Origin of the sequence: Bradyrhizobium sp. 2TAF24 (assembly GCF_052115025.1) — a bacterium.
Lineage (GTDB): Bacteria > Pseudomonadota > Alphaproteobacteria > Rhizobiales > Xanthobacteraceae > Bradyrhizobium_A.
Window position 1 is genome coordinate 220,299 of sequence record NZ_JBFRFW010000005.1, and the last position, 20,577, is coordinate 240,875.

At 66.4% G+C, this 20,577-nt stretch carries 20 protein-coding genes; 16 read left to right on the forward strand and 4 right to left on the reverse strand.

The genetic code is table 11. From position 1 onward, the window contains the following. Nucleotides 1-11: 11 nt before the first annotated feature. Complete coding sequence (locus AB4Z37_RS10530) at nt 12-818, reverse strand: SDR family oxidoreductase (protein WP_441516672.1); 807 nt, start codon at nt 816-818, stop codon at nt 12-14. A 99-nt stretch (nt 819-917) separates the two neighbouring features. Next, nucleotides 918-1,973 carry a polysaccharide deacetylase family protein gene (locus tag AB4Z37_RS10535; protein ID WP_441516673.1) on the reverse strand — a complete coding sequence of 352 codons (1,056 nt, stop codon included), beginning with the start codon at nt 1,971-1,973 and terminating at the stop codon, nt 918-920. A 288-nt stretch (nt 1,974-2,261) separates the two neighbouring features. Between AB4Z37_RS10535 and AB4Z37_RS10540 the strand changes: the two genes are divergently transcribed. From AB4Z37_RS10540 to phoB, 10 genes are all read left to right on the forward strand, one after another. Further along, complete coding sequence (locus AB4Z37_RS10540; RefSeq protein ID WP_441516674.1) at nt 2,262-3,659, forward strand: OmpA family protein; 1,398 nt, start codon at nt 2,262-2,264, stop codon at nt 3,657-3,659. 3 nt (nt 3,660-3,662) lie between these two features. Beyond that, on the forward strand, nt 3,663-3,959 hold the full coding sequence (locus AB4Z37_RS10545; protein ID WP_441516675.1) for a hypothetical protein: 297 nt from the start codon (nt 3,663-3,665) through the stop codon (nt 3,957-3,959). 314 nt (nt 3,960-4,273) lie between these two features. Beyond that, nucleotides 4,274-5,329 (forward strand): lysylphosphatidylglycerol synthase domain-containing protein, encoded by a 1,056-nt coding sequence (locus AB4Z37_RS10550; RefSeq protein WP_441516676.1) that lies wholly within the window; start codon nt 4,274-4,276, stop codon nt 5,327-5,329. Nucleotides 5,330-5,405: 76 nt separating this feature from the next. Continuing rightward, the gene (locus tag AB4Z37_RS10555) at nt 5,406-6,674 is read left to right on the forward strand and encodes an ATP-binding protein (protein ID WP_441516769.1); all 1,269 of its coding nucleotides are present in this window, start codon (nt 5,406-5,408) and stop codon (nt 6,672-6,674) included. A gap of 139 nt (nt 6,675-6,813) precedes the next feature. Then, nucleotides 6,814-7,860, forward strand: coding sequence for a phosphate ABC transporter substrate-binding protein PstS (pstS, locus tag AB4Z37_RS10560; RefSeq protein ID WP_441516677.1), 1,047 nt, complete (start codon nt 6,814-6,816; stop codon nt 7,858-7,860). 159 nt (nt 7,861-8,019) lie between these two features. Then, a complete protein-coding gene (gene pstC / locus AB4Z37_RS10565) occupies nt 8,020-9,015 on the forward strand; it encodes a phosphate ABC transporter permease subunit PstC (protein ID WP_441516770.1) in 996 nt (331 codons plus the stop codon). Further along, complete coding sequence (gene pstA / locus AB4Z37_RS10570; RefSeq protein ID WP_441516678.1) at nt 9,015-9,896, forward strand: phosphate ABC transporter permease PstA; 882 nt, start codon at nt 9,015-9,017, stop codon at nt 9,894-9,896. The genes pstC and pstA overlap by 1 nt, the downstream gene beginning before the upstream one ends. Before the next feature lie 32 nt (nt 9,897-9,928). Next, nucleotides 9,929-10,705, forward strand: a complete 777-nt coding sequence (pstB, locus tag AB4Z37_RS10575) for a phosphate ABC transporter ATP-binding protein PstB (protein WP_441516771.1) — start codon at nt 9,929-9,931, stop codon at nt 10,703-10,705. Between the two features lie 25 nt (nt 10,706-10,730). Further along, nucleotides 10,731-11,447, forward strand: coding sequence for a phosphate signaling complex protein PhoU (gene phoU, locus AB4Z37_RS10580; protein WP_441516679.1), 717 nt, complete (start codon nt 10,731-10,733; stop codon nt 11,445-11,447). Nucleotides 11,448-11,468: 21 nt separating this feature from the next. After that, a complete protein-coding gene (gene phoB, locus AB4Z37_RS10585; protein WP_441516680.1) occupies nt 11,469-12,170 on the forward strand; it encodes a phosphate regulon transcriptional regulator PhoB in 702 nt (233 codons plus the stop codon). 129 nt (nt 12,171-12,299) lie between these two features. Here phoB and AB4Z37_RS10590 read toward each other — a convergent pair whose 3' ends face one another. Continuing rightward, nucleotides 12,300-12,803 (reverse strand): GcrA family cell cycle regulator, encoded by a 504-nt coding sequence (locus tag AB4Z37_RS10590; RefSeq protein WP_441516681.1) that lies wholly within the window; start codon nt 12,801-12,803, stop codon nt 12,300-12,302. Between the two features lie 465 nt (nt 12,804-13,268). Here AB4Z37_RS10590 and AB4Z37_RS10595 point away from each other — a divergent pair, with 465 nt between their 5' ends. The 3 genes from AB4Z37_RS10595 to AB4Z37_RS10605 all read left to right on the forward strand — a co-directional run bounded on the left by AB4Z37_RS10595 (nt 13,269) and on the right by AB4Z37_RS10605 (nt 16,580). Continuing rightward, the gene (locus AB4Z37_RS10595; protein WP_441516682.1) at nt 13,269-14,471 is read left to right on the forward strand and encodes an aspartate aminotransferase family protein; all 1,203 of its coding nucleotides are present in this window, start codon (nt 13,269-13,271) and stop codon (nt 14,469-14,471) included. Continuing rightward, the gene (gene argF / locus AB4Z37_RS10600; RefSeq protein WP_441516683.1) at nt 14,471-15,409 is read left to right on the forward strand and encodes an ornithine carbamoyltransferase; all 939 of its coding nucleotides are present in this window, start codon (nt 14,471-14,473) and stop codon (nt 15,407-15,409) included. Before AB4Z37_RS10595 ends, argF begins: the two co-directional genes overlap by 1 nt. A gap of 196 nt (nt 15,410-15,605) precedes the next feature. Beyond that, complete coding sequence (locus AB4Z37_RS10605; protein ID WP_441516684.1) at nt 15,606-16,580, forward strand: Hsp33 family molecular chaperone; 975 nt, start codon at nt 15,606-15,608, stop codon at nt 16,578-16,580. Nucleotides 16,581-16,582: 2 nt separating this feature from the next. Here AB4Z37_RS10605 and apaG read toward each other — a convergent pair whose 3' ends face one another. Then, entirely contained in the window at nt 16,583-16,975 is a 393-nt protein-coding gene (gene apaG, locus AB4Z37_RS10610) for a Co2+/Mg2+ efflux protein ApaG (protein ID WP_441516685.1), read from the reverse strand. A 243-nt stretch (nt 16,976-17,218) separates the two neighbouring features. On the opposite strand from apaG, the gene AB4Z37_RS10615 reads away from it, so the two are divergent. From AB4Z37_RS10615 to AB4Z37_RS10625, 3 genes are read left to right on the forward strand one after another with little or no spacing between them, the layout of a single operon-like run. After that, entirely contained in the window at nt 17,219-18,544 is a 1,326-nt protein-coding gene (locus AB4Z37_RS10615; RefSeq protein WP_441516686.1) for an OpgC family protein, read from the forward strand. 17 nt (nt 18,545-18,561) lie between these two features. After that, the gene (locus AB4Z37_RS10620) at nt 18,562-19,434 is read left to right on the forward strand and encodes an SGNH/GDSL hydrolase family protein (protein WP_441516687.1); all 873 of its coding nucleotides are present in this window, start codon (nt 18,562-18,564) and stop codon (nt 19,432-19,434) included. Then, on the forward strand, nt 19,434-20,372 hold the full coding sequence (locus AB4Z37_RS10625) for an SGNH/GDSL hydrolase family protein (protein ID WP_441516688.1): 939 nt from the start codon (nt 19,434-19,436) through the stop codon (nt 20,370-20,372). Before AB4Z37_RS10620 ends, AB4Z37_RS10625 begins: the two co-directional genes overlap by 1 nt. Nucleotides 20,373-20,577: the final 205 nt, after the last annotated feature.

Sequence of the window (20,577 nt, forward strand, 5' to 3'; positions counted from 1 at the left end):
CGGCTTCCGCCTCAATCCCAGCCCGAGCCCTTGATGCCGGGGTTGGCGTAGACGATGCCGCCGTCGACGGCGATGGTGGCGCCGACCACATAGTCGCCAGCGCGCGAGGCGAGGTAGATCGCGGTGCCCGCCATGTCCTCGTCGGTGCCGATGCGTCCCGCCGGCACGCGCTCGGCGACGACGTCGGCGTTGTCGCGCGCGGCCTTGTTCATGTCGGAGCTGAAAGGCCCCGGCGCGATCGCCGACACCACGACATGGTCCTTGATCAGCTTCGCCGCCATGCGGCGGGTGAGGTGGATGAGGCCGGACTTGCTGGCGGCGTAGGAATAGGTCTCCAACGGATTGACGAAGATGCCGTCGATCGAGGCGATGTTGATCACCTTGGCCGGGCGCTCGGCGCTCGCGGCGGCGCGCAGCGGTGCGGCCAGCGCCTTGGTGAGGAAGAACGGCGTCTTGACGTTGAGGTTCATCACCTTGTCCCAGCCGCTCTCGGGAAACTCGTCGAAATCGGCGCCCCACGCGGCGCCGGCGTTGTTGACGAGGATATCGAGCTTCGGCTCGCGCTTTTTGACCTCGCCAGCGAGCAGGTCGACGCCCGCGGTGGTCGAGATGTCGATCGGCAGCGCGATGCACTCGCCGCCATAAGCCGCCGTCAGCTCCTTCGCCGTCTCCTCGCACGGGCCGGCCTTGCGCGCGGTGATGTAGACGCGCGACGCGCCCTGGGCGAGAAAGCCCGCCGCGATCATCTTGCCGATGCCGCGCGAGCCGCCGGTGACGACGGCAACACGGCCCTTGAGTGAGAACAGGTCTGCGAACATGGCTTCCTCCCGACGCTCCGTGGCGGCTGTAACTCCGCGCGTCAGGTTTGAGCCCCGTGCGCGGGGCGAGTCAAGGACGGCAGGGCCCCGTCCGCACGCTCAGGCGGCGTCGACGCGGCGGAAGCCGTTCCACATCGCGGTGGCGGCGCCCGAGGTCAGCACCGCGAGGAAGCGGCGGTCCTGGTAATTGCCGTTGAGCGAAATACGCGGCAGGGCGGTCGGATGGGTGGCGTTCTCGGCGAACAGCACGCCTGGGCGGGTCGTCACCGCGGTGTCGAACCCCAGTCTGCGGGCGAGCGCGAACTCGCGCGTGGTCGCAGCGCCGCGATCGCCGTAGGGATAGGCGAAGTGCCGCGCCGGTCGCTGCAGCTCGCTCTCGATCCGGGCGCGGCTGTCGGCCATCTCGCGTGCGGCGCCGGTCTCGGTCTCGCGCGCCAGGTTGCAGTGGGACAGCGTGTGGGCGCCGATGGTCACGAGCGGCTCGGCGGCGAAGGCGCGCAATTCGTCCCACGACAGGCAGAGGTCGGCGCCGCGGGCCTTCGTCGCGATGCCGTGTTGCCGGCAAAGCCGGTCGACCGCGTCGCGCACCGCCGTGTCGTCGGGCAGGCCACGCAGCCAGCCGTGCAGCTGTGCGAAGGCTTCGGTCTTGGCCAGCGGTGTGCCGCAGTCGAGCCGGATGCCGTCGCCGATCGGCGCCTCGATGGTGTCGGCCTGCGCGACCAGTTGCTCGAGCGCCAGCCACCACAGCGGGCCGCTGCCGTCGGCGAAGTCTGCCGCGGCATAGACCGTAAAAGGTGCGTCATAGTCGCGCATCACGGGCAGGGCGTGGTCGCGGTTGTCGCGGTAGCCGTCGTCGAAAGTGAAGCAGGCAAAGCGGCGCTCGAAGTCGCCGGCCGCAAGACGGCGGTGCATCTCGTCGAGGCCGATGATCTCGAAGCCCTGTGCACGGACATGGGTGAGCGTCGCGCGCAGGAAGTCCGGCGTGACCTCGAGGTGGCGGTTGGGCTGGAACGGATCGTCACGCGCCGGCCGCACATGGTGCAGCATCAGGATCAGGCCGACGCCGCCGAGCAGCGGCCGCAGCAGATGATGGGCGCCGGAGAAATACAGGGCGTCGAAGCCGGCGCGGATGATGCTGTTGCGGATGTTCGTCATGCGGGCGGCCGGACGTCGATCTCGAAAACGGGGAAAGCGCCAGCTGTGCCAGAAATCGTTTAAGAAAACGGTTATGCGGCGCACGTTAGGAGACCGCCGGGGACTGGCGCGGGCCACGGCAAACCGGATACGGTCCGCCGTCCGGCAAGATGCAAGCCCTTCCCCCTAGCCACCACCGCGGCCGCGGGCCCGTGTCCGCCTGGTGGTGGCGTGCTCCCTCATCATTTCTAAATTGACACTCCCGCAAGTGTTTGTTTTCACTGCGGCGACATCGGCGAAGGTAGCGGAATGCGCGGGTTCTTCAGGTGGAGTAACAAGTGGTGGCCAGGGCTCGTCCCGCTGGTCATCCTCTGGGTCGTCGCTGCCTGGAACACGACCGTTCCGCTGGAGAAGGATCTGACGGCGGAGGCGGGGGCCGCGCTCAAGGACACCATCCTGGACAAGACGCGGATCACGGCGGCCGGCCGCGATCTGACCTTCTCGGCCGAGGCGTTCTCCGAGCAGGGCCGGCGCAGCGCGCTCGCGCAGGTTGAGAGCGCGCCGGGCGTGCGTCTTGTCATCGACGAGACCCGCCTGGTGCCGGAAGCCAAGCCCTTCGTCTGGTCGGCCGAGCGGGATGTGGTGCGGGTGACGCTCGGCGGCAGCGCGCCGCTACCGGCGGTCAAGGCGCGGCTCGCCGAGGCGGCGCGTGCCGCCGCCGGCGGCGGCGAGGTCGCCGACCATATGGTGCTGTCGCGTGGTGCACCGCAGCGCTTCGATGCGGCGGCCCAGCTGCTGCTCGACCAGATTGGCAAGCTGAAGGACGGCAAGGTCATGCTGTCCGACACCAGCATCGCCCTGAGCGGCATGGCCCGGGAGCTCGGCGGCCGCGAGGCGATCGCCGCTGCCTTGAAGAACCTGCCGGAAGGCTTCACGGTGACGGAGAACGCGGTCAAGGCACCGCCCTACATCTTCCAGGTCAACAAGGATCCGGTGGCGGGCATCGTCACCTTCACCGGCTACGTCCCCGACAACGCCGTCCATGCCGCCCTGGTGGCGGCCGCGGCGCGCAAGTTCTTCGACGCCAAGGTCGTCGACAACCTCAAGGCCAGCGTCGGCGCGCCGTCGGGCTTTGCCAATGCCGCGACCCTCGCGCTCGGCGCCTTGTCGCGGCTGTCCACCGGATCGCTGGTGATCGCCGATCGCGAGGTCAAGCTGTCCGGGGATGCGCTCTACGGCATCGCCGCGGACCAGATTCGCGCCGGCCTTGCCACCGAGCTGCCGAAGGACTGGAAAGCCGCCACCGAGGTGACGGTGCGGCCGGCGGCCAGCATGGTCGACCCCTCCGTCTGCCAACAGCTGTTTGCCGACCTCTTCAAGAAGGGCAAGATCCGCTTCGAGACCGGTCGCGCCACCATCGATCCGGATTCGGCGAGCCTGCTCGACCGCCTGGTCGAGGCGGCGCTGCGCTGCCCGGCTGCCAACATCGAGATCGCTGGGCACACCGATTCCGCCGGCGATGACGCGACCAACCAGGCGCTGTCCGAGAAACGGGCGCAGGCGGTGGCGGATTACCTGGTGAAGACCGGATTGCCGAGCGAGCGCCTGACGGCGGTCGGCCACGGCAGCACCCAGCCGATCGCCCCCAACGACACCGATGAAGGCAAGGCTGAGAACCGCCGCATCGAATTCGTGGTGAAGGAGTAGCCCATGGCCTATCTCGCCGTGTTTCACTGGGGGTGGCTGGTCGGCGCCCTGCTGCTTGGGCTTGGCATGGGCTGGATCGCGGTGGTTCACCGTGGCCAGCCATTGTCCCGGGACATGATGCGGCGCATTGCCGTGATCGTGTTCGTGTTCGTCGGCGTCGTGCTGGCGCGGGCCATCCCCGGCCGTCCCGGCTACTGGTTCGATCTTGGTCTTGTCATGTTCGCACTCTATCTGGTGGGGTGTGCCGTCGGCTCCTGGCTGCGCGACCGGGTGGTCGCGCGCCATGCCGCGGCGAAATGACGCCATGAGCCGTCCCTGACCGTCGAAAGGAACGGATGACCGCACCGCGCCCGCTTCCGAACAGCTCCGAGGCCCTTCGTGACCTTTGGCGGGGCCGTTGGCTGGCGGTGGTTTCCGGCCCGAAGGCGCCGCGTGCGAGCGCGCGGCAGGGCGACCGGTGCGACATGCCGCAAAACATCCGGGACCGGCGTCGTGCGGCCTCGCGATGGAACGGCGCTTCTGCTACGACATCGGGGCCGGGGGAATTTCGGTGCGGTGGAACACGGGCAGCGATCCGGTCCGCGGCGTCGCGGAGGATGGCATTCGAGGTCTAGATGCTGGGATCAATACGCAGAACGATCGCCGTTCTGCGCGAGCGGCAAATCCTGCAAAAAATCGGCATTGTGATCAGCATCACGATCATCGCCACCGCATGCTACATTCTCTACCATTCGCTGCAGGATCTCGACTTCGACGATCTGATGGAGGCGTTGCGGGATACCGACCGCCGCGCCATTGCGCTCGCGGCGCTGTGTGTGGCCGCCGCCTACTTCACGCTGACCTTCTATGATCTGTTCGCGCTGCGCACCATCGGCCATGGCGAGGTGCCTTACCGCATCGCGGCGCTCGCCGGCTTCTCCAGCTATTCGATCGGGCACAATGTCGGCGCCAGCGTCTTCACCGGCGGTGCGGTGCGCTACCGCATCTACTCTGCCTGGGGGCTGAGCGCGATCGATGTCGCCAAGCTCTGCTTCGTGGCCGGGCTGACGTTCTGGCTCGGCAATGCGGCGGTGCTCGGCATCGGCGTGCTCTATCACCCCGAGGCGGCCGCGTCCGTGGACCAGCTGCCGCCGGTGGTCAACCGCATCATCGCGGTCGTCATCCTGCTGGTGCTGGTGGGCTATGTGGTCTGGGTCTGGCTCAAGCCGCGCCGGGTCGGCCGCGGCACCTGGACCGTGACGCTGCCCGGGGGGCCGCTGACGCTGCTGCAGATCGCCATCGGCATCATTGATCTCGGGTTCTGCGCGCTGGCGATGTTCATCCTGCTGCCGGACGAGCCCCATGTCGGCTTTGTCGTGGTCGCGGTCATCTTCGTCTCGGCCACGCTGCTCGGCTTCGCCTCGCACTCTCCGGGCGGCCTCGGCGTGTTCGACGCCGCCATGCTGATCGGCCTGTGGCAGTTCGACAAGGAGGAGCTGCTGGCCGGCATGCTGCTGTTCCGTGTCCTCTACTATCTGGTTCCCTTCGTGCTGGCTGTCACGCTCCTGACGCTTCGCGAGGTCATCGTGGGCGCGCGCAACAAGCGGGTGCAGGAAGCCCTCGCGGCGCTGGATGAAACAACCAAGCAGAGGCCGACGATCTTGCGGGACCAGGGTGATGGCGGCATCTGACCACACGGGCCGGAACCGTGACATGGGTCTTCGCGACGCAGGCCTGCCAGCATCCCGGGCCACCCCCTCTCCCTTGATGGCGCAATGGTCGGAGCGGCTGCGCCGCGCCGCGATCATCCTTGTCGCCGGCGCGCTGGCGCTCGGTGCGCTGGTGGTGTTCGGCGATGTCTCGTTCCCGCGCGCACTCGCGGTGTTCGTCTGCCTGGTCGCTGGCGCTCTGATCCCCTGGCAGCTCCATGATGCCGAGCAGGCGCGCGGCGAGGGCATCGGCACGGCTCCGGTCGAGACCCCGGTGGTGCGGGCGGTGGTCGAGGGCATGCCGGACCCCGCCGTGCTGCTCGACCGCGCCGGACGGGTGCTGCATTTCAACACCGCCGCGGGCCAGCTCGCGCCGGCGCTGCGCAAGGGCGAGCTGGCGCAGTTCGCGCTGCGCTCGCCGGAGATCATCACGGCGCTGCGCCAGGCGATTGCCTCCGCCGAGCCGAAGCGCACCACCTATCTCGACCATGTCCCGGTCGACCGCTGGATGGAGCTGATCGTTACGCCGATCGCCGTGCCGACCGCGTTCGGCGGCTCGGACTATTGCATGCTGATGACCTTCCACGACCAGACGCCGCTGCGCCGGGTCGAGGAAATGCGGGCCGACTTCGTCGCCAATGCCAGCCACGAGCTGCGCACGCCGCTCGCCGCGTTGTCCGGCTTCATCGATACGCTGCAGGGCCCGGCGCGTGAGGATGCGAAGGCGCGGGAGCGCTTCCTCGCCATCATGCATGCGCAGGCGACCCGCATGGCGCGCCTGATCGACGACCTCTTGTCGCTGTCGCGGGTCGAGCTCAGTGCCCATGTCCGTCCCGACACCTCCGTGGACATCGTCACCATCATCCGTCAGGTCGTCGACGGGCTGGAATCGCTGGCCAAGGAGCGCCAGGTGGCGATCGAGATCGACCTGCCGACGCTGCCGGTCACGATCGCCGGCGATCGCGAGGAACTGCTGCGGCTGTTCGAGAACCTGATCGAGAACGCCCTGAAATACGGCGCGTCCGGCGGCCGTGTCATCGTGTCGCTGGTCATGGCGAACTCCACGGACGGTACCCCCGAGGTGCGGGTGATGGTGCGCGATTTCGGTCCGGGCATCGCCCCGGAGCACCTGCCGCGCCTCACCGAGCGCTTCTACCGGGTCGATGTCGGCGATAGCCGCAACCAGGGTGGCACCGGCCTTGGATTATCGCTGGTGAAACACATTCTTAACCGTCATCGCGGCCGGCTGCTGATCGAAAGCGTGCTCAAGAAGGGTGCCACCTTCACCGCCTGTTTTCCCCAGACAAAAACCACTCAGAATACGTAAACGCCCGACTTTTCAAAGCTTTGTGCGTGTCACATGAGTGTCATTAAACTCTCATAAAACCTCCAACGCCGGCTCCTAAGAAGCCGCCGTGGGCCTGATCCAGTCGATCGATGCCCCGCTCAAACGATGGAGAGATCCCGTGAATTTCATCAAAGCGATCGTCGCTGCCGGCGTTGTTGCCGTCTCGACGCTGCCGGCCCTTGCCGTGGACATTTCCGGCGCGGGCGCGACCTTCCCGTATCCGATCTACGCGAAGTGGGCGGACTCCTATAAGAAGGAGACCGGCAACGGCTTGAACTATCAGTCCATCGGCTCGGGCGGCGGCATCAAGCAGATCCAGGCCAAGACCGTCACCTTCGGCGCCACCGACATGCCGCTCAAGGGCGAAGAGCTCGAGAAGCACGGCCTCGTCCAGTTCCCGACCGTCATGGGCGGTGTGGTTCCGGTCGTGAACCTCGACGGCGTCGCCGCCGGTGAGCTGGTGCTCGACGGTGCGACCCTCGCCAAGATCTTCCAGGGCGAAGTGAAGACCTGGGACGACGCGGCGATCAAGAAGCTGAACCCGTCGGCCAAGCTGCCGTCGCAGGCGATCGTCGTCGTGCACCGTTCGGACGGATCGGGCACCACCTTCGTGTTCACCGACTATCTCTCCAAGGTGAGCGCGGACTGGAAGGGCAAGGTCGGCGCCAACACCGCCGTCGAGTGGCCGACCGGCCTCGGCGCCAAGGGCAACGAAGGCGTCGCCAACAACGTCGCGCAGACCAAGGGTGCGATCGGCTACGTCGAGTATGCCTACGCCAAGCAGAACAAGCTGACCTTCACCAAGCTGATCAACGCCGCCGGCAAGACCGTCGCTCCGACCGTTGAGGCCTTCACCGCGTCCGCGGCGAACGCCAACTGGGAAGGCACCCCGGGCTTCGGCGTGATCCTGACCAACGAGAAGGGCGACGCGTCGTGGCCGATCTCGAGCGCGACCTTCATCCTGATCCACAAGCAGCCGCAGGACGCCGCTGCTGCGACCGAAGCGCTGAAGTTCTTCGCCTGGGCCTATGCCAAGGGCGGCGCCGCGGCTCAGGAGCTCGACTACGTGCCGATGCCGGCCAATGTCGTCAAGGCGATCCAGAAGGTCTGGGCCGCCGACATCAAGGACGGTTCCGGCAAGGCACTGTTCACCGCCTCGAACTGAGGTTGCAGCGGTGGGGAAGCTCTCGCTTCCCCACCGTTTCTCTTTCTCCCCTCGTTGTGATGAAATTCTCGTTCCTGCCGTGAGCGGCGGGGAGCCGGCATCCCTCCCGCGATCGATGTTGCCAGGAGGGCTGCCATGACATTCGCCAGGAGGCGAGCCGTGGTGGATATGGCGTTAGATGGTCAGAGCGCGAGCGCGAAGCAGGACGTGAAGGAGCGCGCACAGGCGCTCGACCGGCTGCGGTTCAGCGACGACCTGTTCCGGAATCTGACACGCAGCGCCGCGGTGTTCGTGCTGGCCCTGCTGGGCGGCGTCATCATCGCGCTGATCGTTGGCGCTGCGCCGGCGCTGCGCGAGTTCGGTCTCAGCTTCGTCGTGTCCGAGAGCTGGAATCCGGTCACCGAGAAGTTCGGCGCGCTGGCCCCGATCTACGGCACCCTCGTCACGTCGTTCGTGGCGATGCTGATCGCGGTGCCGTTCGGCCTGCTGATCGCCATGTTCCTCACCGAGCTGTGTCCGAAATGGCTGCGGCGGCCGATCGGTATCGCCATCGAGCTGCTCGCCGGCATCCCCAGCATCATCTACGGCATCTGGGGCCTGTTCGTGCTGGCGCCGTTTCTGCAGCAGCACGTCCAGCCGGGACTGATCTCCACTTTCGCCAATGTTCCCGGCCTGTCGTCGCTGTTCGCCGGCCCGCCCTACGGCATCGGCGTGCTCACTGCGAGCCTGATCCTCGCGATCATGGTGCTGCCGTTCATCACGTCGATTTCGCGCGACGTGTTCGAGGCGGTGCCGCCGGTGCTGAAGGAAGCCGCCTACGGCCTCGGCTGCAGCACCTGGGAGGTGATGCGCTATGTCGTGCTGCCCTACACCCGTGTCGGCGTCATCGGCGGCGTCATGCTCGGGCTCGGCCGCGCGCTCGGCGAGACCATGGCGGTGACCTTCGTGATCGGCAACGCCCACAAGATCGCGACTTCGCTGCTGGCGCCGGGCACCACCATCTCGGCGACCATCGCCAACGAGTTCACCGAGGCGGTGGGCGATCTCTACACCTCGTCGCTGATCGCGCTCGGCCTCATCCTGTTCGTGATCACTTTCATCGTGCTGGCGATTGCGCGCTACCTGCTGCTGCGCATCGAGCGGAGGATCGGCTGATGGATGCCTCGCTCTACAATACCCGCCGCCGCCGCAACACGATCGCGGTCGTGGCCTCGATCGGTGCGACCGGTATCGGTCTCGTATGGCTGGCGCTGATTCTCGGCGCCCTGTTCTGGAAGGGGTTCAGCGGCCTGTCGCTGAACGTCTTCACCGAAATGACGCCGCCTCCCGGCTCCGACGGCGGCCTGCTCAACGCCATCATCGGCAGCTTGATCGTGACCGTGCTCGCGGTGGTGATCGGTACGCCGATCGGCATTCTCGCTGGCACCTACATGGCCGAGTACGGCCGCCACGACAAGCTGACCAGCATCGTGCGCTTCATCAACGACATCCTGCTGAGTGCGCCGTCGATCGTGGTCGGCCTGTTCATCTATGAGGTCATGGTGCGCCCGATGGGGCACTTCTCCGGCATCGCCGGCGCCATCGCGCTCGCGGTCATCGTCATCCCGGTGGTGGTGCGCACCACCGAGGACATGCTGCTGCTGGTGCCCAACACCATGCGCGAGGCGGCGGCGTCGATCGGCCTGCCGCGGTCGCTGATGATCCAGCGCATCGCCTACCGTGCGGCCCGCTCGGGGATCGTCACCGGCATCCTGCTCGCGGTCGCCCGCGTCAGCGGCGAGACCGCGCCATTGCTGTTCACCGCGCTCAACCACCAGTTCCTCAGCACGGTGTCGCTGCCGCTGTTCCCCGGGATTTCCGTCATCAACCTCAATGCACCGACGCCCAGCCTTCCGGTCGTCATCTTCCAGTTCGCGCTCAGCCCCTACGCGGACTGGCAGAAGCTGGCTTGGACCGGTGCGCTCATCATCACGCTTTCAGTGCTTGCGCTCAGCATCACCGCCCGTGCGCTTGCCGGATCGAGGAAAACTCAATGACCCTGGCAACCGTGACCCCGTCAGCCACGTCCATGCCGTTCGATACGTCATCGCTCAAGGACAAGATCGCGATCCGCGACCTCGATTTCTTCTATGGCGAGGCACGCGCGCTCAAGAACATCACCATGTCTCTCTACGAGAACAAGGTGACGGCGTTCATCGGTCCGTCGGGCTGCGGCAAGTCGACCCTGCTGCGCATCCTCAACCGCATGTACGACCTCTACCCGAACCAGCGGGCGGGCGGCCAGGTCAATTTCGACGGCGCCAACATCCTGGAGCCGGGCCTCGACATCAATCTGCTGCGGGCGCGGATCGGCATGGTCTTCCAGAAGCCGACCCCGTTCCCCATGTCGATCTACGAGAACATCGCGTTCGGCATCCGGCTCTACGAAAAACTGTCCAAGAGCGAGCTGGACAACCGGGTCGAGCAGTCGCTGCGGCGCGCCGCGCTGTGGGACGAGGTCAAGAACAAGCTCAACGCCAACGGCCTCAGCCTGTCGGGCGGCCAGCAGCAGCGCCTGTGCATCGCGCGCACGGTCGCGGTGCGGCCGGAGGTCATCCTGTTCGACGAGCCGTGCTCGGCGCTGGACCCGATCTCGACCGCCAAGATCGAGGAGCTGATCGACGAGCTGAAGGACGATTACACGATCGTGATCGTGACCCATAACATGCAGCAGGCCGCCCGCGTCTCCGACTTCACGGCCTTCATGTATCTCGGCGAGTTGATCGAGTTCGGGCCGACGACCAAGATCTTCACCACGCCGTCGGATCGCCGGACCCAGGATTACATCACCGGCCGGTTCGGCTGAGGCGCCTCGTGCGCGGGAGAATATGATGGCCTTCGAACATACAGCCAAAGCCTTCGACCAGGACCTGCAGGAGCTCACCCGCATGGTTGCGGAGATGGGCGGTCTCGCCGAGCGGCAGATCGTGGAATCCGTCGACGCGCTGATCCGCCGTGACATCGCGCTGGGGCAGCGCGTGGTCAACGCCGACAACGAGCTCGACAAGCTGCAGCGCACCATCGAGGAGCGCGCCGTGCTCACCATCGCGCGGCGCCAGCCGATGGCGGTGGACCTGCGCGAAATCGTCGGCGCGATGCGGGTCGCCACCGACCTCGAGCGCATCGGCGACCTCGCCAAGAATATCGGCAAGCGCGTCAGCGCGCTCGACAGCGACTTCCATCCGCTCAAGCTGATCCGCGGCCTCGAGCACATGGCGAGCCTGGTGCAGTCGCAGATCAAGTCGGTGCTCGATGCCTATGCGGCGCACGACCTGCCGGCGGCGATGGCGGTGTGGAAGGGCGACGAGGAGGTCGACGCGATCTGCACCTCGCTGTTCCGCGAGCTGCTCACCTACATGATGGAAGATCCCCGCAACATCAGCTTCTGCATCCACCTGATGTTCTGCGCCAAGAACATCGAACGCATGGGCGACCATGCCACCAACATTGCGGAGACCGTGTTCTACATGGTCGAAGGGCAGCAGATGCAGGATCCGCGCCCCAAGGGCGACATGACTGCGTTCGCCACCGCAACCCCCGGCAACTGATCGAGACGCTAAGGAACCGATATGGGTGCACGCATTCTGGTTGTTGAAGATGAAGAAGCGCTCACGACGCTGCTGCGCTACAATCTCGACGCTGAGGGCTATGACGTGGAAACCGTGGCGCGCGGCGACGAGGCCGACACACGGCTCAAGGAGCGCATTCCGGACCTGATCGTCCTGGACTGGATGCTGCCCGGCCTGTCCGGCATCGAGCTGTGCCGCCGCCTGCGGACCCGCCCCGAGACCAAGCAGCTGCCGATCATCATGCTCACCGCCCGCGGCGAGGAGAGCGAGCGGGTGCGTGGTCTTGCCACCGGCGCCGACGACTACATCGTCAAGCCGTTCTCGGTGCCCGAGCTGCTGGCGCGGGTGAAGGGCCTGCTGCGCCGGGCGAGCCCGGAACGGCTCGCCACCGTGCTGACCTATGGCGACATCGAGCTCGACCGCGACAAGCGCCGTGTCGCGCGCTCGGGCCAGCCGATCGACCTCGGCCCGACCGAATACCGCCTGCTCGAGTTCTTCCTCGAGCATCCCGGCCGTGTGTTCAGCCGCGAGCAGCTGCTCGATGGCGTCTGGGGTCGTGACATCTACATCGACGAGCGCACCGTCGACGTCCATATCGGCCGCCTGCGCAAGCTCCTCAACTTCGGCAGGGATCAGGATCCGATCCGCACCGTGCGCGGCGCTGGCTACGCGCTCGACGACCGCTTCGCCAAGGCGGAGTAGCCGAGAGGCCGACGTTTCTCTCCACAACGACAAACGGCGCCGCATCCCTGATGCGGCGCCGTTTTGCTTGTCGCTGGCTTGCCGGGAAGGCCGGCGCGGCGGCCGCGCCGGATTTTCAGCGCATGTCGCTTATTTGCCGGTCGGGCGGCGATCGCGACGGCGATCGCTGGCCGGTTGATAGGCCACGCGCGAGTGATGCGCGCAGTAGGGCAGGCCGGTCAGGGCCTTGCCGCCGCAGAAGAAGAAGTCGTTGCTGCCGGGATCGCCGACCGGCCAGTGGCAGGTGGCTTCGGTCAGCTCCAGCAGCGACAGCCGCTGGCTCATCGGCACAACGTTGTCATAGGTGACCGGATCGGGCTCGACCTCGAAGGCGTGGGCGAGCGCGGTGTTGCCGCGGGACATCGGCCGCGAAATCCGCATCATGTGCTGGGCGGGACGCGCCTTGCGCTGGCGCGGGGCCGCCGAGGACGGGCTCTTGGCGCGGCCCGACAGGCCGAGCCGGTGGACCTTTCCGATGACGGCGTTGCGGGTGATGTTGCCGAGTTCCGCCGCGATCTGGCTGGCAGACAGGCCGGCTTCCCAGAGTTTCTTCAACTGCTCCACGCGATCGTCGGTCCAACCCATTACCGTCATCGCAGTCTATCCCTTCGTGTCGCGCCACCACGGACGAGCCTGCTGGCGACGGCTGTGTCTCAAAAAATCCCTGCTGGCAGAATCCTTTAGCCCTCGCCGGATGCATGGGTCGCAACCGAGCGTGTACGCCGCCACAAGGGACCGAAAAGGATCAGATCTACCGCACGAGATGTCGTATCCGACCGTCAAAAGGCTACAATATGCCGTGACTCACGCGCAAGAGTCGGGCAGGACGCGTCCACATGTTCTACGTTGGAAACGCGAAAAACCGCTTTTTCCGCGGCTTTTAGGAATCATTGCCGAGTTGACAGCCGGGGGGGCGCCAATAGAATGTTGCCGCGTGCTGCCCGCGAGGCGGCACGTTTTGTTTCTGGAACCAGCACATCAGGCAGGGCATCGTCCGGTCTCACGGGTTTCGCACCGTGATCTGTCGATATTTCCCGCCGAACATTCTGTCGGGTCATCATGAGCACCAACGCGTCGTCCCATCTCATGCCGGTCTTTGCGCGGGCTGATCTCGCCTTCGATCGCGGCGAGGGTGTGTGGCTGCATGGCGCCGATGGTGAGCGCTATCTCGATTTCACCAGCGGCGTGGCTGTCAACGCGCTGGGACATGCGCATCCGCATCTCGTCGCTGCCTTGCAGGAGCAGGCGACCAAGCTGTGGCACATGTCGAACCTGTTCAGGAGCCCGGATGGCGAGAAGGTGGCGGCGCGGCTGTGCGCCGCGAGCTTCGCCGACGTGGCGTTCTTCTGCAATTCCGGCGCCGAAGCGATGGAAGCCGTCATCAAGGTGGTGCGCAAGCACCATGCGGCGAAAGGCCACCCGGAGCGCTACCGCATCATCACCTTCGAAGGTGCTTTCCATGGCCGCACGCTGGCGACGCTCGCCGCCGGCGGCCAGGAGAAATATCTCGAAGGCTTTGGCCCGCGCGTCGAAGGTTTCGACCAGGTCCCCCATGGTGATGTCGAGGCGGTGCGCAAGGCGATCGGTCCACACACCGCGGGCATTCTGATCGAGCCGGTGCAGGGCGAGGGCGGCGTGCGCAGCGCGCCGCAGTCCTTCTTCAAGGCGTTGCGGCAGCTGTGTGACGAGCATGGCCTGCTGCTGGCGTTCGACGAAGTGCAGACCGGCATGGGGCGCACCGGCGAATTGTTCGCCTATCAGTGGACCGGCGTCACGCCGGACGTGATGGCACTCGCGAAGGCGCTCGGCGGCGGCTTTCCGATCGGCGCCTGCCTCGCCACCGCCGATGCGGCCTCCGGCATGACGCCGGGCACGCACGGCTCGACCTTCGGCGGCAATCCGCTGGCGATCGCGGCCGCCGGCGCGGTGCTCGACGTGATGCAGGCACCCGGCTTCTTCGATCATGTCAAACGGATGTCGCTGCTGCTCAAGCAGAAGCTGGCGTCGGTGGTCGATCGTTATCCCGCGATCCTCAGCGATGTGCGCGGCGAGGGCCTTCTGGTCGGCGTCAAGGCGGTGATCCCGAGCGGCGAGCTCGTCGCGGCGCTGCGCGGCGAAAAGCTGCTCACGGTCGGCGCCGGCGACAACGTCGTGCGCTTTCTGCCGCCGCTGATCGCCACCGAAGCCGAGATCGGCGAGGGCGTGGCCCGCCTCGAGCGCGCCTGCGCGTCTCTCGACGCCTCGCAGCGGAAGGCCGTGTGATGAGCAAGCGGCCCCGTCATTTCCTCGATCTCACCGAGCTCCCGACAACGGAGCTGCGGGCGATGCTCGACGCCAGCGTGGCGATCAAGGCCCGTCTGAAGGCCGCCAAGGCCAGCAACCAGGCCTGGGACCAGCCGCTCAAGGGCAAGACCCTGGCGATGATCTTCGAGAAACCGTCGACGCGCACGCGCGTGTCGTTCGACGTCGGCATGCGCCAGCTCGGCGGCGAGCCGATCATGCTCACCGGCCAGGAGATGCAGCTCGGCCGCGGCGAGACCATCGCCGATACCGCGCGCGTGCTGTCGCGCTTCGTCGACGCCATCATGATCCGCATCCTCAGCCACGACGCGCTGCTGGAGCTCGCGGCCCACGCCACCGTGCCGGTGATCAACGGCCTGACGCGGCGCTCGCATCCCTGCCAGGTGATGGCCGACGTGATGACCTTCGAGGAGCATCGTGGGCCGATCACCGGCCGCACCGTGGCCTGGACCGGCGACGACAACAACGTGCTGATGTCGTGGGCGCATGCCGCCGAGCGCTTCAAGTTCAACCTGCACATCGCCACCCCGCCGGAGCTGTCGCCGAAAAAGGGGTTCCGCGACTGGATCAAGGCGACCAGCGCGCCGATCGTGCTGAGCAGCAATCCCGAGGACATGGTCAGGGGCGCCGACTGCATCGTCACCGACACCTGGGTGTCGATGGGCGACAAGGACGGCGAGCATCGCCACAACCTGCTGCGGCCCTATCAGGTCAACGCCAAGCTGATGTCGCTGGCCAAGCCCGATGCGCTGTTCATGCACTGCCTGCCGGCCCATCGCGGCGACGAGGTCACCGACGAGGTGATCGACGGCCCGCAGTCGGTAGTGTTCGACGAGGCGGAAAACCGCCTGCATGCGCAGAAGGGCATCCTGGCCTGGTGCTTCGACGCGGTCGCGTGAGGCCCGGCGCGGATCTCGGGTTCCCGCGACGGTTGGCGTAACCGCCCGGCATCCCTATATGGGCCCTGTCCGGTCAGGGGTGGCCCGGCGGCCGCGCTGTGCGCCGCCCGGACAGGATGGCCGGCCGCCGCTCGACGGCAACGGGTTTCAGCACAACACGGGTTTCCAGCACAACAAAGAGTTGGCTCAACGGGACATGGCAGACCAAGGCAACGTTCGTGCGCCGTCAGCGACTCCGGTCGATGATGCGGTGCTCCCCTTCGAAGTGGCGGCGCTCGACCTGCGCGGCCGCCTCTCCAAGCTCGGGCCGGCGCTCGACGAGATCATCACCAAGCACGCCTATCCGGCCCCGGTCGGCAAGCTGCTAGGCGAGGCCATCGTGCTGACCACGCTGCTCGGCTCGTCCCTGAAATTCGACGGCAGGTTCCTGCTGCAGACCCAGACCGACGGGCCGGTGTCGATGATCATCGTCGATTTCGTGCTGCCGAACCGGCTGCGCGCCTATGCCCGTTTCGACAAGGACCGCCTTGGCGAAGGGAGCGACGCCGGCACGCTGCTCGGCCGCGGCCACATGGCGCTGACCATCGATCAGGGCGGGGACATGAAGCGCTACCAGGGGCTGGTCGCGCTCGATGGCGGCACGCTGGAAGATGCCGCGCATGAGTATTTCCTGCGCTCGGAGCAGATCCCGACCCGTGTCAAGCTTGCGGTCGGCGAGGAGCTGCGTGGTGATGGCGACGGCCCACGGCATCGCTGGCGGGGTGGCGGCATGCTGATCCAGTTTCTGCCCAAGGCCCCGGAACGGATCCGCCAGGCCGACCTGCATCCGGGCGATGCGCCGGAGGGGATCGAGCCCCACGCGGTGCAGCCGGATGACGCCTGGCTCGAGGGGCAATCCCTGGTCGGCACCATCGAGGATGTCGAGCTGATCGATCCCGACCTTTCCGCCGAGCGCCTTGCCTACCGTCTGTTCCACGAGCGCGGCGTCCGGGTGTTTCCGGTTCAGGAAGTCAACGCGCAGTGCTCGTGCTCGCGCGACGCCGTCGCGGCGATGCTCCAGCGCTTCGACCAGAAGGACCGCGCGGAGATGGTGCAGGACGGCAAGGTTGTGGTGACCTGCGAATTCTGCAGCTCGGTGTACGATTTCACGCCGGCGGAGGCCGGCGTCTAGCATCAGTTGATGGTGCGCTTGAGGTTGGGGCTGTCGAGCGAGAACAGCGGGATGTCGATCTCGAAGCGGTCGCCGCTGTCGCTGACCATCTGGTAGCGTCCGGTCATGAAGCCGGACGGGGTCGGCAGTGGCACGCCGCTGGTGTACTCGAACCGTTCGCCCGGCCCCAGCACCGGCTGCTCGCCGACCACGCCTTCGCCGCGAACCTCCTGCTGGCGGCCGGTGCCGTCGGTGATGACCCAGTGCCGTGTCTTGAGCTGGACCGTCTCGGGGCCCGCGTTGACGATGACGATCGTGTAGGACCAGAAATACTGGTTCTTCTCAACCGACGACCGCTCCGGCATGAAGTTCGGCTGCACGGTGACGACGATCTGGCGGGTGACGGCGCGGTACATGATGGCAGGTCCGAATAGCGGGTCTGAATAGCAGGTTCGTACAACAGGTCCGATCTCGAGCGCGACACCGGCGCGCTGAGGCCAGCGTGCTCCTTTTTTGCCGCACTGTCAGCCTAGCATTTTCATGCCGGGTCGGATCGTTTGCGCGGCCTGATCTGACCTTTTACACTCCGCGGGGATGGTGCTCGCTGCTTCGGAAGGATCCGGGGCGCGCGGCCACCCGCCGGCTCGATGCGGATACGAATGACTGCTACTGCCCACACTGCCGGTCCCGCCAAGGACGTCCCGCAGGATACGCCCCTGGCCGCGCTGCGGGAGCCGGCCTGTGACGCGGGCGGCGGCGCGACGGAGGGCCATCCGGCCGCGCTCGCGGCTGCACGGCCGTCGAAGGCGGCCAAACAAATCCCGGCGCATGCCGGCGGCGAGCGGGAGCTGCGCCTCGATCTGTTTCGCGGCATCGCGCTGTGGCTGATCTTCATCGATCACCTGCCGCCGAACATCCTGACCTGGTTCACCATCCGCAACTACGGCTTCAGCGACGCCACCGAGATCTTCATCTTCATCTCCGGCTATACCGCAGCCTTCGTCTACGGCCGCGCCATGCAGGACCGCGGGTTCGTGGTCGCCAGCGCCCGCATCTTCAAGCGGGTGTGGCAGATCTATGTCGCGCATGTCTTCCTGTTCACGATCTACCTCGCCGAGATCTCTTATGTGGCGACCAGTTTCGAGAACCCGCTCTACGCGGAGGAAATGGGCATTCTCGACTTCCTCAAGCAGCCCGACGTCACCATTCTGCAGGCGCTGCTGCTCAAGTTCCGGCCCGTCAACATGGACGTGCTGCCGCTCTACATCGTTCTGATGGTCTTCCTGCCACCGATCCTGTGGCTGATGCAGCGCAAGGCCGATGTGGCGCTGGGGCTGTCGGTGCTGCTCTATGCCGTGACCTGGGAGTATGATCTTGCCTTGCCGGCCTACCCCAACGGCGTCTGGTTCTTCAATCCGTTCGCCTGGCAGCTGCTTTTCGTTTTCGGCGCCTGGTGCGCGCTCGGCGGTGCCAAGCGCATGGCGCGCATCCTGTCGTCACGCATCACCCTTGGAATTTCGCTCGCATATCTTATCTTTGCGTTCTGCGTGACGCTGACCTGGTACATGCCGCAGCTCAGCCGCTTCATGCCGCGGCTGCTCGAACAGTGGATGTACCCGATCAACAAGACCGATCTGGACGTGCTGCGGTTCGCACACTTTCTCGCCCTCGCCGCGATCACGGTGCGCTTCCTGCACAAGGACTGGCCCGGATTGAAGTCGAGGTGGCTGCGCCCGCTGGTGCTGTGCGGCCAGCACTCGCTCGAGATTTTCTGTCTCGGCGTCTTCCTGGCCTTCGCCGGGCATTTCGTGCTGGCGGAGGTTGCCGGCGGCGCCTGGATGCATTTCGCCGTCAGCGTTGCCGGCATCGTGGTGATGTCGGCCGCGGCCTGGGTTTTTTCGTGGTACAAGCATGTCGCCGACAAGAGCGGGTCACGCGCGAAGATCGCGGATGAAAACGCCGACCTGGCAGGAGGGGAGTTGTGAGGATCAGCTCCAGGATCATGTCCACCGTGCTGCTGGCCGGGCTGATGGCCGGCGAGGCGGTCTGTGTTTCGATGGCCCGGGCGGAGGAGCCTCAGGCGCCTGCCGCCGTGGCGCCCGCGCCTGAGACGAAGGTGCCCGACACCAAGGCCGCAGAGCCTGGCGCGGCGCAGCCGGACCAGGACAAGGCCAAGGGGATTGCGGCGTGTGAGGTTCCTGAATACCTCCAGTCGAGCGAAAGCAAGCTCGACCGCGTGGCGGACGCGGTGACGGGTCCGCGCCGGCTCGATGTTCTGGTGGTCGGCAGCCGGTCCTCGATGCTGTCCGGGCCGGACGGGATGGGAACCTCCTATCCGGCGCGGCTCGAGGCGACGCTGCGCGAGCGTCTGCCGGGGGTCGCGGTCAGCGTCGCCACCGAACTGCAGGTCAAGCGGACGGCGGCGGAAGTCGCCGAAGGGCTCGAGAAACTGGCGAAAGAGCGCAAGCCGACCCTGGTGATCTGGCAGACAGGAACCGTGGATGCGGTCCGTTCCATCGATCCGGACGATTTCCGCGCTGCAATAGACGAGGGCGTCACCGGGCTCCAGAACGCGGGAACCGATGTCTTGCTGATGAATTTGCAGTACAGTCCCCGGATGGAAACGATGATCACCGTGGCGCCGTATCTCGACAACATGCGGGTCGGCGCCCAGGAGCACAATGTGCCGCTGTTCGACCGGTTCGCCCTGATGCGTTACTGGAACGAGAACGGCTTGTTCGACCTGTTCAACCCTCACCATGGCTTCGGGCTCGCCAAGCGGGTGCATGACTGCCTCGGCCAGGCGCTCGCCACGTTTGTGATCGAAACGGCCCATATCGGCCCCGCGGCCCCCGCCGATAAGGTTCAGCACTGATGACGTTGTCCTGGACAGTCCGGAGCGCCTGTTGCGCCGCCATCGGCGCGATGCTGCTCGCGGGCGCGCCAGGCGGCGCGCGGGCATCGGATGCGTCCGCCGGCAACGAGGTCGCGGCCGCGCGGCCGGAGACGCCGCCTGCGGCCCCCAGGGGCGTGACCGGCAAGGCGATCGATGCGGTGAGGTCGGTGGCCAGGAGCGCCGGCGACGTCTTCAGCCGCGTGCCGTGCGCAACGCCCAAGGATGTGAAGCTCGAGGCCACGCTGCCGCATGTGGCGCGCAAGATCGCGTCCGGCGAGCATGTCACCATCATCGCGTTCGGCTCGTCGTCGACCGCGAGCTATGGCGCGAGCTCCCCGGCCTTCCAGTATCCCAACCGTCTCGCCGAGCAGCTGCGGCGGCGTTACCCGAAGGCCGATATCACGGTGATGAACCAGGGCATCGGCGGCGAGGATACGCCGGAGATGATGGCCCGGCTGAAGAGCAGCGTGATCGAGCAGAAGCCGGACCTCGTGATCTGGCAGCTCGGCACCAACACCGTGGTGAAGGGCGGCGACATCGACGCCACGCGGGGCCTGCTCGAGGACGGCATTCATCAGTTGCAGGCGATTGGCGCCGACATTGTGCTGGTCGATCCGCAATACGTGCCGGCGACCACCGCGAAGGAGGCCGATGCCACCAAGATGGTAGGGATCATCGGCCGCGCTGCGCGGGCGATGAAGGTCGGCCTGTTCCCGCGCTTCGCGGTGATGAAGGAATGGCACAACGACCAGAAGCTGCCGTTCGACGACTTCGTCATCAAGGACGGCCTGCACATGAACGACTGGGGCTACGCCTGCTTCGCGCAGCTGCTCGGCGACTCGATCATCCGCTCGGTGGATCAGGTCCAGGCCGGCGCCGAGGTGCCGTCCAACGTGCTGACCTTCCGTCCGATGTAGGGCGAAGGCCGTGCCCGGTGGGCGAGGGGCTGAACTTGATGGCGCCATCGGCTGTGCGTCATACGATGCGCTTCCATCTTTTCTGCGTCATCACCGGGCCGGCGCATTGGCGCCGTGACCCGGTGTCCATCTTGAAGACCTCGCCGTGATCGAAGCGCCGCAAGCTGGTTGCGCGGGGCAAGCCCCGCGCATGACGCAGCGCGCC